Raw genomic sequence first — 13,035 nt, forward strand, 5'->3', positions numbered from 1 at the left:
CCGCCGGGCGGCGACGTGGTCGCCGACCCGCAGGGCGTTGGCGATGGCGGTCAGCGACGGGTTCACCGCCCCGATGCTCGGGAAGAAGCTGGTGTCCACGACGTAGAGGTTGTCGAGGTCGTGGGCGATGGGCATGCCCTTGTGCAGGTAGATGCTGTGCGGCAGCAGGTGGTGCTCGTGCATGCCCAGGTGCCTGAGCATCCCCCGCAGTCGTTGTCGTACTCGAGCGCCGGGTCGACGCAGAGCACCTGCGCGTCGGACTTCGCGCCCACCAGGCAGGGGAAGCCGTCGACCCGGTCGCAGCGGATACAGACGCTGTCATGGGCGGCCCCGCCGTTCTCGTCCTGGGTGAGGTTGACGCCGATGGGCAGGTGGAAGGGGTGCAGGCCGGCCTTCCCCAGATCGTCGCTGAGCTGCTGGATCCGCGGCTCGTGCGCGACCGGCGGGTAGGCGTACTGCGCGCTGGTCGGCCCCGCGGTGGGGTCCTCGCCGTGCCGGCCGCGCACCAGGTAGAGGTGCTCGGCCTGGGTGTAGTACGGCTCCAGGTCCTCGTAGCGGATCGGCCAGGCCGGAGAGATGCCGTCGTGGTGGCGCAGTTCGCCCAAGTCCTCCGGCCGTAGCCGGAAGAGCGCGGCGCCGTAGAACTTGGTATTGCCCCCCGACGTAGTAGTTCACCTCCGGGGGGAACTCCTTGCCGTGCTTGTCGTACCAGAACTCGGGGCACGGTACTTGCCCTTGACGAAGACGGCGGTGGAGTCCCAGTTGTCCCGCTCCCGGGGCAGGTAGCCACCGCGTTCAAGCCAACGGGTGGGTCGGGTGGCGGCGACCGGGCGGGAGCCGGACAGCTGTGTGGTCACCGGTTCTCCCGCACGGCCCGCACGGCCCGCACAGCCGGCACCGCCTCGTCCACGATCGTCTGTGGGCCGGCCGTCGCATCGACCGTCAGGCCGGGCTCGCCAGGTGCAGAAACCACACGCCTGCCCCTGCGCCGCGCAACAGGTCGCGGTACTCGTACGTGAGGGCCGAGCACGCCATCATGCCGCCCTGACCGGAGTCGGACCGCTCCCGGATCCAGTCGGCGAGGGACAGCAGCCACGGCCGTCGGTCCTCGTCGTCGAGCGGACGGCCGGCGGCCAATTGGCGCGGTTCGCGGCCGGGTGGACATCGTCCGCCTCCAGGAAGGACACCATGAGCCGCTGAGCGAGCGGCAGTCCCACGGTGAGCCGGTGGCGTCCGGCAGCCTCAGCGGGGCGATCACGCAGAGGAAAGACCAGCGTCCCTCCGCCTCGCAGAGGAGGTCGCCCTCGCTCACGCGGACATGCTGGGCGGTCTCGGCCGCGGTGAGGTCGTCGGCGGTCACGGGATCGCCCGGTTCGAGCCAGGGCACGCCGCGCAGCCGCGGGATGTCCAGCAGTACGCCGCGTCCGACGATCCCGTCGCGAGCCGCCTCGACGGAGAGCGCCGTGGCCCCGTCCGCCGTGACGCTGCGCGCGGACACGCCGCCGTGCAGTGTGCCGTCGTAGATCACGTGGCACAGCGCGTCGATGTGGCTGTCGGCGTCGCCGTGCACGTTCATCGCGAAGCTGTCTCTCGCGAAGTGGAGCCCGCTGGAGACGTCTTCGTCCGGCTGCCCGCTCATCCGGTGCCTCGCGGGCTCCGGGTTGTCCGGACCGGACCACGTCTCCACCGGCGCGGCGAGCGTGACCGTCCGGCCGGTCCGCGCCTCCCGGGTGGTGGCCGCCACCCGGGCTGGAGTGATCGCCTCCAGGGCGCCGCGCTCCCCCGAGGCCCAGGCGGCGCGGGAGAGCGGGCGTCGGTAGAGCACGCCGAACTCGTCCCCGGCCGGCCACGGCGATCCTCCCGGAGGGGCGTGCGTGACCAATGGGTCAGCGCCCTTGCTCCGCGTCGAGTGCCTTGTCGAGGGTGACGGCCGCCATGATCAGGGACAGATGGGTGAACGCCTGGGGGAAGTTGCCCAGTTGCTCCCCGCTCGGACCGACCTCCTCGGCGAAGAGCCCGACGTGGTTGGCGTAGGTCTGCATCTTCTCGAAGGTGTAGCGGGCCTGGGGGAGTCTCCCCGCGTGGGCCAGTGCGTCGACGTAGAGGAAGGTGCACAGACTGAAGGTGCCCTCCGAGCCGCGCAGTCCGTCGGGCGAGGCCGCCGGGTCATAGCGGTAGACGAGGCTGTCGGAGACGAGTGTGCGGTCCATCGCGTCGAGTGTGGAGAGCCAGGTCGGGTCCTTCGGGCCGATGAAGCCGACCCTCGGCATGAGCAGCAGGGAGGCGTCCAGGACGTCGCCGCCGTAGTGCTGGACGAAGGCCTCCTCCTTGTCGCTCCAGCCGCGCTCCATGACCTGTTCGAGGACGGCGTCCCTGGCCGCGCGCCAACCTTCCAGGTCGGCCGGCCGGCGAAATTCCTCGGCCATCCGCAGCCCGTGGTCGAAGGCTACCCAGGACATCACCCGGCTGTAGGTGAAGTCCTGGCGGCCGCCGCGGGTCTCCCAGATGCCCTCGTCCGGCCGGTCCCAGGCCTTCGCGAACCAGTCCAGCGTCCTGGTCAGCGTCTTCCACCCCTGGTAGGTGGCCTGCTGCGCGATCTCGCGGCCCTGGGACAGCGCGTAGACGGCCTCGCCGTAGATGTCCAGCTGGAGCTGATTCGCGGCGCCGTTGCCGATGCGGACGGGGAAGGAGCCGCGGTAACCCTCGAAGTGGTCGAGTGTCTCCTCCGGAAGGTCGGGGTCGCCGTCGACCCGGTACATCGTCTGGAGCGGCTCCTCCTCCTTGCCCTCGCGCTCCTGAAGCCTGGCAACCAGCCAGTGGACGAAGGCGGTGGCCTCCTCGACGAAGCCGAGATCGAGCATGGCGCGCACGGACAGCGCGCTGTCGCGTACCCAGGTGAAGCGGTAGTCCCAGTTGCGCTCTCCGCCGACCTGCTCCGGCAGGCCCATGGTGGCCGCCGCGACCAGCGCGCCGGTGGGGGCGTAGGTGAGGAGCTTGAGGGTGATCGCCGAGCGGTGCACCAGTTCGGGCCAGCGGCCCCGATAGCGGGACTGACGCAGCCAGTTCTGCCAGAAGTCGGCGACCTCCCGGAACTGTGCGGTGACCCCGTCGACCGTGAGGGGTGCGGGTGCCTCGCCGCCGGACGCGCAGACGGTGAACACGACGCCACCCGACTCGCCGGCATTCAGGGTCACCCTGCCGCGTACGTCCGCTCCGTCCTGCTCCAGCGGGAAGCTCGTCTGCAAGTACGCGTCGATCCCCGGGGCCCGGAACAGGCCGCCGTTCTCGCCGAGTTCCAGCTGGTGCTCGGCCCGGCCGTAGTCGAAGCGCGGCCGGCACTCGAGCGTGAAGTCGACAGACCCCCGCACGGCACGCACCACCCGTACGAGGGTGTGCCGGTCGGTAGCGGTCCCGGTCTGGTCCGGGGGCATGAAGTCGACCACCTCGCCCACGCCGTCCGGCGACAGGAACCGGGTCACCAGGATGGCCGTGTCGGGGTAGTAGAGCTGCTTGCAGGTCCCGTCCGGGTGCTCGGGGGCCAGTCGCAGATACCCTCCGCCGTCGTGGTCGAGCAGGGCGGCGAAGATGCTGGGCGAGTCGAATCTGGGAGCGGCGAACCAGTCGACGATGCCCTGCGACGAGACGAGCGCGGCGGTCTGCAGGTCGCCCACCAGGCCGTGGTCTGCGATGGGAGGGTAGCGCTCCATGGCTGCTCCGCGTCTCGGACGAAGTCCCCCCTCCTACGATCCGACAACCCTGTCGTCCTGGCGCGTCGAGGCGACGGTCGCAGGTCCGCCGCGGCCGGTGAGGCGGCCGAAGGGGCCGGGCGGCAGGAGTCGAGCCCCCGTGATCTCACCTCCCGGACGGTCCGACTGCTGACCGTGCGGGCCCGCTGCCTGCGGCCCTCGAAAGGGCGAACATGCCGTGCGATCCGTCCGCGGAAACGTGTCGCGCTTGACCGGGTCTGAGCGGGGACCGCACCCTCCCGACGAGAGAGCCGCCACCGCAGACCACCACCACGCCCGCGTACGAGGGCACGCGGCGGACCGAGGAGGCCACGCGTGCAGGAGAGCCGCACCGGACGGCAACTGCCACTCCGTCACGGAGCCCACCGCGCCGTCATCGTCGAGCCGGGCGCGGCGCGGCGCTCAGGTCGTACGGGGCCGGCGAACGCACCGTGGTCCACGGCTTCGCCGAACAGGACCGGATCGGCGGCGCTCTGGGACAGGGCGGGCTGGAGGTCGCCGTCACCGCCCGGAATCTCGACGCGAGCTCCGCACCGTACGGCTTCGGCCGGCATCCCCATATCGCCGCGGGTACCGCGCTCGTCGACGAGGCGGTACTGACCGTCCCCGCGCGGGACGTCTGACTGGGTGAGGGCGCCGGGCTACCTACAGCTCTGGACCCGCGGCACCCTCCCACCGGGGCAGCGCCGTCGCGCGGTCGCCATCGAGCCGATGACCTGCCCGCCGGACGTCTCCCGCAGCGGCACCTCGCTGGTCGGCCTCGGACCCGGCGCGCAGCACACCGTCCGGTGGGGCATCACGCCGTGGGGAGAGTGAGGGCACCGTCACGGTCCCCGACCTGACGCCCATCCGGCCGAGACCCGTCCGGCCACCACCCACCGAAAGGGCCCCCGTGACGACCAACCAGGTGCTCATCGGCGTGGGTCTGACCCTGGTCCTCGCCGTCGGATCGCAGATCCTGGCGAGCCGCCTGCGTATCCCCGCCCTCATCGTCCTGCTGCCGGTCGGCTTCGCCGCCGGCGCGCTGATCGACGACGTCGACCCCGAGCGGCTGCTGGGGTCGGCGTTCTCACCGCTGGTGTCGCTGGCCGTCGCCGTGATCCTCTACGACGCGGGCCTCGGGCTGGACCTGGCGAGGCTGAAGGGGCACACCCGCCGTGTCGTCGTCCGGCTGATCTGGATCGGTGTCCTGATCACCTGGGCGCTCGGCACGCTCCTGGCCGCGCCGCTGCTGGGCATGTCCCAGCGGGCTGCCGTCATGCTCGGCGCGATCCTCGTGGTCTCGGGGCCGACGGTCGTCGGACCGCTGCTCAGCTTCGTACGGCCGAAGGACCGGCTCCAACGCATCCTGATCTGGGAAGGCTCCCTCATCGACCCGGTCGGCGGCATCCTGGGAGCACTGGTCTTCCACGCGGTCGTGGCGAGCACGGATCACCACTTCGGCAGCGTGGCGGCGGGCTTCCTGGCCGGCGTGGGCGTCGGAGCGGCCGGGGGAGTGGTCGGGGCGGCTCTGCTGTGGTTGCTGTTCCGGGTGCTGCGGCTCGGCGAGGTGCTCGGCACCACGGCGCAGCTCGCCGCGGTGATCGGTGTGGCGGCGTTCTGCGATGTCCTGCGCGACGACACGGGCCTCATCGCCGCAGTGGTGATGGGCCTGGCCGTCGCCAACCTCCCCGGCATCGACGCACCGGCGCGCCGGGCGTTCTTCGAGACCCTGGTCAGCCTGATCATCGGCCTGCTCTTCATCTCGATCTCGGCCACCGTGACCCCGCAGTCGCTGCGCCATGTGATCCTGCCCGCGCTCGGGCTCGCCGCCGTATCGGTGCTGGCCGTCAGGCCGCTGGTGGCGCTCGTGTCCGCGTTCGGCACCGACCTGACACGCGGCGAGCGGGGCTTCATCGGCTGGATGGCGCCGCGCGGCATCGTCGCGGCCGCCACCGCGTCGACGTTCTCGGCCGCCCTGGTGGCCCAAGGGATCGACGGCGCCTCGAAGATCCTTCCGGCTACGTTCGTGGTCATCGTCGCCACCGTGACGCTCTACGGCCTGACCGCCTCGCCCGTGGCCCGGCACCTGGGTGTCGTACGCCCGGCCCGTTCTCGTCCGCTGCTGGTCGGCGGCGACCCCTGGGTCGTCGACCTGGGTGTGGCCCTGCGATCCACGGGGCTGGAGGTGCTGATGTGGGCAGGGGAGGAGGAGCAGCGCGAACGCATCAGGCAGGCCGGGATCGGGCTTGCGCCCGGTGAGCTGCTGGCGGCCGCCACCGGTGGGGCCGCCGAGCTGGAGGGCGTCACAGCGGTGTACTTCCTCACGGCCGAGGACGACTTCAACGCACTGGCGGCGATGATGCTGCGCGGCAGCGTGGAGGAGGCGGTCCATCGCCTCAACGCACCGCCCGACAGCCATGGAGCGGTGGGACCGTTCATCGGCGGGGAAGTCCTGTTCGGCACGGATCTGACCTGGGCGGCCCTGTCCCGCAGATACGAGGACGGAGCGGCCGTCCTGGCGCAGCCCGCCGCCGATGCCCTGCCGCCCGGCTGCGACGTGCTGTTCCTCGTACGGCGGGACGGCCGCCTCGATCCGGTCACGGAAGGCAGCAGACCACTGCCCCGGCCGGGGGACACGGTCGTCCTGCTGACCCCTGGCCACACCCACGGGCGGCGTTGACATGCCCGCATGTAAATGGCGTGCCAGGCTCGGAATCGCGCCGTGCGCATCACGTCCCCATCGCGAGGAGGCAATGCGCATGCCGGTCGCCAGGACTGGATCCGGGACCGGGGCACCCCCCGGACCCGTTGACGCTTCTTCGAAGCCGCGCGTACCTGGTGCTCCTGGTGATGGCCGCGCTGATCGGCGTGCCGGTGTCCGCCGCGGCGTTCGGCTTCCTCGCGCTGGTCGACGAAGTCCAGCCGTTGATCTACACGGATCTGCCCGAGTCGCTGGGTGCCGGGACACGGCGGTCATGAACCCACAGCCGGGTTCAAGGCCGGCGGAGCCCCCACACCCATCGAGCTGCCCGGCATCATTTTCGCCGCCCTGGCGACGCTCTGCTTCGCCGCTGTCCTCGGGCCCGAGGCCCCTCTCCTGGCACTCGGCGGCGGGCTCGCCGCCGGCGCCGTACGCCTCGTCAAAGGGGACCCGCCCAAGCAGATGAGCGCGGTGTTGGGCGCGGCGGGAAGTTTCGCCGCCGTCAGCTCGCTGCTGGGATCACCCCTGCTCGGAGCGTTCCTCCTGATGGAAGCCTCGGGACTGGGCGGGCCGATGATGGCCCTGGTGCTGCTGCCCGGCCTGCTGGCCGCGGGCATCGGCGCTCTCATCTTCGTCGGGCTGGGATCATGGACCGGTCTTGGCACGTACTCGCTGGCACTGACCGACGTACCCCAGGCCACCGCCCCGACAGCGGCGGAATTCGGCTGGGCTCTGGTCATCGGACTGTCAGCCGCTCTCCTGGGCGTGGGAATCCGATGGCTCGCCGTCCGGCTCAAGACGCACGTCGAGAGGCGACGGGTGCCGGCCACGGTGGTCATGGGCCTCGTCGTGGCGGGGCTGGCGATCGGCTACGCGGAGGGCACCGGCAAAGCGGCGACCGATGTGCTGTATTCGGGGCAGACGGCGCTGGATCCACTCCTCGCGCACAGCGCCGCGTATTCGGTGGGAGCGCTGTCGCTGCTGGTGTTGTGCAAGGGCCTGGCCTACTGCGCATCGCTCAGCAGTTTCAGGGGAGGCCCGATCTTTCCCGCGATGTTCGTGGGAGCGGCGGGCGGCATGCTGATGGGTATCGGAGCGATGAGCGCCGCGATGCTGAGAGGACAGAGAGGACAGAGAGGACAGAGAGGACAGAGAGGACAGAGAGGACAGAGAGGCTCACACCTCCTCCTGCCCCGGAGCCGGGGTCCGCGTAGGCCGAGCTCGCCGTCGCCGGTCAGGTGCACCTCGGTGTGTTCACCCACCTGCTTCGCCCAGGTCGCGGGTCGCCCGCCGCGGCGATTGCTTTGAGCTCATGAGCGACAACGGCGACGCCCGGCTCTCGAAGCAGGAGCGCAGTGAGCTGGACGAACTGCGACACCGGTTGAGTGCCCTGGAGGCTGCCGGGCCGCGGCGGGCGGCGGGCCATCACCCCTTCCGTTCGCTCGGCTCGGTCCTGCTGATCCTTCTCGCCGCGCTGTTGTCGCTGCTGTCCGTCGTCGCGGTGTGGGCGAACAGCATCGTGCAGGACACCGACCGTTACGTCGCCACCGTCGGACCGCTGGCCAGTGATCCCGATGTGCAGAAGGCGGTCACCAACCGGGTCACCGCCGCGGTACTGGCACAGATCGACGTGGACGCGCTCGTCAAGGAACTGACGGACGCGGCCGCACAGAAAGGTGTCCCGCCGCGCGCGGCCAAGCTGCTGGGCGACCTGGACCAGCCGATCGCCAACGGTCTGAAACAGCTGGTCAGCAGCACAGTGGAGCGGGTGGTCACCAGCAGTGCCTTCGAGAAGGTGTGGGTGAGCGCCAACCGCAGGGTGCACACCGCGCTCGACGAGGCCCTGACGGGTCAATCCGACGATGTGGTCTCGCTGAAGGACAACCAGGTCGCCATCGACGTGGCTCCGATCGTCGCCGAGGTCAAGGACCGGCTGGTCAGCGCCGGCTTCGCTCCCGCCGCGAGAATCCCGGACGTCCATACGAACTTTGTCGTGTTCGCGTCGAAGGAGGTCGACGAGGTCAAGACCTATCTGCGAGTGCTGGAGATCCTCGGCGGCTGGTTGCCCGTTATCGCCCTGCTGATCGCCGCCGCAGGGGTGTACGTGGCGGTCAACCGCCGTCACGCGCTGATCGGGGCCGCGCTGGCGGTGTTCGTGGCCATGCTGGTCCTCGGTATCTCCCTCACCGTCGTGCGCGACGTCTACCTCGATCATCTGCCTCCCGGGACGTCCCAGGCAGCTGCCGGAGCCGTCTACGACGCGCTGGTCAGGTTTCTGCGCGCCGGAGTGCGGGCGCTCGCCGCGGTCGCCCTCTTCACCGCCGTCGGCGCGTTCCTCGCCGGCCCGTCCCGTATCGCCGTCCTCACTCGTACGGGCTGCCGCAGGAGCATTGCCGCACTCCGCGACGTGGCGGTGTCGGCGGGGCTTCGCCTCGGTGCGGTCGGGCGGTTCGTGCACCGCTTCAAGCGCTGGATCGGGGTCGCCATCCTGGTCGTCGCCGCGGTCGTCCTGTTCACCTGGACCTACCCGACCACGATGGTCGTGGTGTGGACTGCGGTGCTCACGCTGGTCGGCTTCGCGATCCGCGAATTCCTGGACGGCACCACGCCGCCCGCAGACTCCCGCGCCACTCACTGAAGGCGCTGTTCAGGCTACCGACAGCGGGCCGGTAGCCGACGGCTGCCCGATGCTGCGGCCGGCGCCCGCCGACCTCGGCCCCGCCGCATACCCATGCGACGTCTGCGGACCCTCGGTATGGTTGAAAAGACAGCGAAACATGCCAAAACGCTTCGCCGACGGCAACGCGGTCGACGATGGAACGGATGGCAATCATGACCGCATCACCTGTCACCTCTCCGGATGCCCGTCCCGTTGAGCCCGGTGCCCCGGGACCGGACGCCAAGTTGCCCGGCGCGGCCGCTGAGCACGCTGTCGCACACAACGCCGTGACCCTCGACGTGTTCGGCGCGCGTCTGGAACTGCTCCCTCCCGAGCAGCTCGCCTTTATCGCCGGCCTTGGCGCACTGGCCGCCTTCGAGATTCTCGAATGGCCGGTGGCGCTGGTCCTGGCGGTCGGACACCAGCTCGCCCACAGCCATCACGGCCGGGTGCTGCGCGAGTTCGGCGAGGCCCTGGAAGAGGCCTGAGGCCACCCCTCGTGTCGTGCTACCCCTCGGCGGCACGCGAAGTGCGGGTCGGCTTGCCCAGTGCCCAGAACAGCACCCCGAGGAGCATGAACCCGACGAGCGGGACGGCCTCCGTCAGCAGGTACTTCCAGCGCTCGCCGTAACTCCAGCCGTCCGGCGCGTAGTCGGAGCCGAACCAGTGGTCGCCGAGTCCGGGGGCGACCAGCTGCACGCTCGCGAAGAGGACGAGCAGGGTGAGCACCACACTGATGGTGCGGGGGAAAGGCGCCTTGTAGGGGCGGGGGACGTCGGGGGCCTTGCGACGCAGCACCGCGAGTGCCGGGAAGATGCCCAGGTAGCTGACGAGGGTGGTGGATACGGCCAGGCCGAGGACGGCGCCGAAGAGCTTGGCGGCGCTGCCGTTGGTCAGTTCGTGGGCCAGGACCAGGACGACGGTGGAGACCACCCCGCTGAGGATGTTGACCCGTACCGGGGTGCCGAACCGGTTGGAGATGACGCCGAGGAAGCGGGGCGCGGCGCCGTCGTAGCCGGAGACGGCGAGCGCGCGGTCGGAGCCCATGACCCACGTGACGCCCGAGGACAGCACCGTGAGGATGAACATGATGGCCGCGAGGTCCCCGAGCAGGCTGCCGGCGCCGCTGAGCGTGGCGGTGCCGTCGGCGGCGACGTGGCCGCCGTACACGGTGAAGACCTGCCGGATCGCGTCGATGAATCCGCCGAGGCCGGTGATGGCCTTGACCGGCAGGACGAGCAGGATGCCGAGGATCGGCAGCGCGTACAGCACAACGGCGAGGAAGGCGCTGCGGAAGATGGCGAAGGGCACGTCCTTCTGGGCGTCCTTCATCTCGTCGCCCGCGGTATTCGGCAGCTCGAAACCGACGTAATTGAACATCAGGACGGGCACCAGCCCGACGAATCCCACGTAGGTAGGGGAGAAGTCGCCGATCCCGAATCCGTGCAGGCCGTGCTGGATGCCGTAGACCACGACCGTGGCGGTGAACAGGCCGAGGAGGACGAAACGGCTCCAGGCGCCGATGGTGGGAATCCACTTGCCGACGTCGAAGGAGAGGATCGCGGCGAGCACGCCCACCCAGATGAACACAAGGGTGAAGGCGTAGAAGGCCAGGGTGCTCAGGTCCTTCCCGTCGTTGAAGAAGGTGGTGTAGGCCGTGACGGCGGAAACGGCGAGCGTGCCGCCGAGCCAGACCGGATTGGTGATCCAGTACAGGAAGTTGTTGACGGCACCGGCGAGTCGCCCGAAGGCCCGGCTGGTCCAGATGTAGGGGCCGCCCTCGTCGGGGAACGCGGCCCCGAGTTCGGCGGTCAGCAGTGCGGAAGGCACGAAGAACACGACGGCCAGCACGATGAGCCAGGTGAACGCCTCGGCACCGGACGAGGCCACGGTGCCGATGGTGTCCACCCCGACGATGGTGCAGAGGAGGAAGAAAAGGATGTCGAAGCGACCGAAGTGCTTGCGCAGCTTCTGCCGCTCCGCCTGGGCTGCGGCCGGCGTGCCGCCCGGCTCGGAAGTCAGTTGGCCAGCGGTCACCGGGAGCTCCTGCGTGCTCGTGGTACGGGCGGGATCCGGCCATGATCTGCCGCCGCCACGAAAGCCCACAAGCGTTCATGTGCAGTCTTGACCATCACTTCTCCGGCCGACTGCCCCAGCCGGGTCGCCGTGGTGATGGGGAGCTGCAGCAAAACAGGAGGCGCCGACCGAATCCCGGCCGACGCCTCCCGCGAGGTGTATTGATCGTGTCCGAGGGGGGACTTGAACCCCCACGCCCGATAAAGGGCACTAGCACCTCAAGCTAGCGCGTCTGCCATTCCGCCACCCGGACAAGGTGTCTGTCGAGCGGAGTTTCCCCCGCGGCGACAGAAGAAACATTACCAGGCTCCCAGGGGTGGCCGATCACCCCCGTCCGGGCGTGAACGGCGTGTGACGGGCCGGGGCCGGTCTTGGGGAGCGACCGGGGGGAGAGGGAGGATGAGGGGGACCACCAGCAGCGACAGCGCGGGAGGAAGCACGTGAGCGAGACGGACACGGCCAGGGGCGTCACCGGCGAGGACGAGGTCGTGGACCTCTGCCGCGAGCTGATCCAGATCGACACCAGCAACTACGGCGATCACTCGGGACCGGGCGAGCGCAAGGCGGCCGAGTACGTCGCCGAGAAGCTCGCCGAGGTGGGTCTCGAACCGCGGATCTTCGAGTCGCACCCGGGACGCGCCTCCACGGTGGCCCGGATCGAGGGCGAGGACCGGTCCCGGCCCGCGCTGCTCATCCACGGCCACACCGATGTCGTACCGGCCAACGCGGCCGACTGGACCCACCCCCCCTTCTCCGGCGAGATCGCGGACGGCTGCGTGTGGGGCCGTGGCGCGGTCGACATGAAGGACATGGACGCGATGACCCTGGCGGTCGTACGCGATCGGCTGCGCAGCGGGCGCAGGCCCCCGCGCGACATCGTGCTCGCGTTCCTCGCGGACGAGGAGGCGGGCGGCACGTACGGCGCCAAGCATCTCGTCAAGAAGCATCCCGACCTCTTCGAGGGCGTCACCGAGGCGATCAGCGAGGTGGGCGGGTTCTCGTTCACCGTGAGCGAGGAGCGGCGGCTCTATCTGATCCAGACGGCCGAGAAGGGCATGCACTGGATGAAGCTGACCGTGGCCGGCACCGCCGGGCACGGGTCGATGATCCACCGGGACAACGCCATCACCGAGCTGTCGGAGGCCGTCGCGCGGCTCGGCCGGCACACGTTCCCGGTGCGGGTCACCAAGACGACCCGGGCCTTCCTCGACGAACTCGGCGACGCGCTCGGCACCGAGCTCGACCCGGAGGACATGGAGTCCACCCTCGTCAGGCTCGGCGGCATCGCCAAGTTCATCGGTGCGACCCTGAGCAACACGGCCAATCCCACGCAGCTCGGCGCCGGTTACAAGGTCAACGTCATTCCGGGCGAGGCCACCGCACACGTCGACGGACGTTTCCTGCCGGGGCACGAGGAGGAGTTCCTCGCCGACCTCGACCGGATCCTCGGGCCGACGGTGCGGCGCGAGGACGTGCACGCGGACAAGGCGGTGGAGACCACCTTCGACGGAGCGCTCGTGGCGGCGATGCAGTCCGCGCTGCTGGCCGAGGACCCGACCGCGAAGGCGATTCCCTACATGCTCTCCGGCGGGACGGACGCCAAGTCCTTCGACGACCTGGGCATCCGGGGCTTCGGCTTCGCGCCGCTCCAGCTGCCGCCGGAGCTGGACTTCGCGGGCATGTTCCACGGAGTCGACGAGCGGGTGCCGGTGGCGGGACTGAAGTTCGGCGTGCGCGTGCTCGATCGGTTCATCGACGCGTCCTGAAGGCGTCCCGTCCTGGATTCGCCCACTGAAACGAAACTTCAACAATCGACCGCCCGTGCGGAATTGACTGAGAAGAGTGAATCCGACCATAAGCTCGTAGCTCCA

The 13,035-nt window shown here is 70.0% G+C and carries 8 protein-coding genes, 1 tRNA gene and 3 pseudogenes; 7 read left to right on the forward strand and 5 right to left on the reverse strand.

Annotated elements, in window-relative coordinates; genetic code table 11:
• Nucleotides 1-3: 3 nt before the first annotated feature.
• The 3 genes and pseudogenes from AB0I77_RS19875 to AB0I77_RS19885 all read right to left on the reverse strand — a co-directional run.
• Nucleotides 4-800, reverse strand: a pseudogene (locus AB0I77_RS19875) (GMC oxidoreductase); the annotation flags it as partial.
• A 416-nt stretch (nt 801-1,216) separates the two neighbouring features.
• Nucleotides 1,217-1,825 (reverse strand): annotated as a pseudogene (locus AB0I77_RS19880) (cyclase family protein); the annotation flags it as partial.
• A 61-nt stretch (nt 1,826-1,886) separates the two neighbouring features.
• A complete protein-coding gene (locus AB0I77_RS19885; protein WP_363283913.1) occupies nt 1,887-3,707 on the reverse strand; it encodes a glycoside hydrolase family 15 protein in 1,821 nt (606 codons plus the stop codon).
• 470 nt (nt 3,708-4,177) lie between these two features.
• Between AB0I77_RS19885 and AB0I77_RS19890 the strand changes: the two genes are divergently transcribed.
• From AB0I77_RS19890 to AB0I77_RS19915, 6 genes and pseudogenes are all read left to right on the forward strand, one after another.
• A complete protein-coding gene (locus tag AB0I77_RS19890; protein WP_363283914.1) occupies nt 4,178-4,369 on the forward strand; it encodes a hypothetical protein in 192 nt (63 codons plus the stop codon).
• A 4-nt stretch (nt 4,370-4,373) separates the two neighbouring features.
• On the forward strand, nt 4,374-4,562 hold the full coding sequence (locus AB0I77_RS19895; protein ID WP_363283915.1) for a hypothetical protein: 189 nt from the start codon (nt 4,374-4,376) through the stop codon (nt 4,560-4,562).
• Nucleotides 4,563-4,638: 76 nt separating this feature from the next.
• Nucleotides 4,639-6,408, forward strand: coding sequence for a cation:proton antiporter (locus tag AB0I77_RS19900; RefSeq protein WP_363283916.1), 1,770 nt, complete (start codon nt 4,639-4,641; stop codon nt 6,406-6,408).
• A gap of 170 nt (nt 6,409-6,578) precedes the next feature.
• A pseudogene (locus AB0I77_RS19905) lies at nt 6,579-7,509 on the forward strand (chloride channel protein); the annotation flags it as partial.
• Between the two features lie 232 nt (nt 7,510-7,741).
• Nucleotides 7,742-9,067 (forward strand): hypothetical protein, encoded by a 1,326-nt coding sequence (locus tag AB0I77_RS19910; protein WP_363283917.1) that lies wholly within the window; start codon nt 7,742-7,744, stop codon nt 9,065-9,067.
• Between the two features lie 194 nt (nt 9,068-9,261).
• Nucleotides 9,262-9,576, forward strand: a complete 315-nt coding sequence (locus AB0I77_RS19915; protein ID WP_363283918.1) for a hypothetical protein — start codon at nt 9,262-9,264, stop codon at nt 9,574-9,576.
• Between the two features lie 19 nt (nt 9,577-9,595).
• On the opposite strand, the gene AB0I77_RS19920 is transcribed toward AB0I77_RS19915, so the two are convergent.
• Both AB0I77_RS19920 and AB0I77_RS19925 read right to left on the reverse strand, forming a co-directional pair.
• The gene (locus tag AB0I77_RS19920) at nt 9,596-11,125 is read right to left on the reverse strand and encodes an APC family permease (RefSeq protein ID WP_363283919.1); all 1,530 of its coding nucleotides are present in this window, start codon (nt 11,123-11,125) and stop codon (nt 9,596-9,598) included.
• Nucleotides 11,126-11,332: 207 nt separating this feature from the next.
• Nucleotides 11,333-11,417, reverse strand: a tRNA-Leu gene (locus AB0I77_RS19925).
• 187 nt (nt 11,418-11,604) lie between these two features.
• On the opposite strand from AB0I77_RS19925, the gene AB0I77_RS19930 reads away from it, so the two are divergent.
• Nucleotides 11,605-12,930, forward strand: coding sequence for a M20/M25/M40 family metallo-hydrolase (locus tag AB0I77_RS19930; protein ID WP_363283921.1), 1,326 nt, complete (start codon nt 11,605-11,607; stop codon nt 12,928-12,930).
• Nucleotides 12,931-13,035: the final 105 nt, after the last annotated feature.

The sequence above is a fragment of the Streptomyces sp. NPDC050619 genome, from assembly GCF_040654815.1.
Lineage (GTDB): Bacteria > Actinomycetota > Actinomycetes > Streptomycetales > Streptomycetaceae > Streptomyces.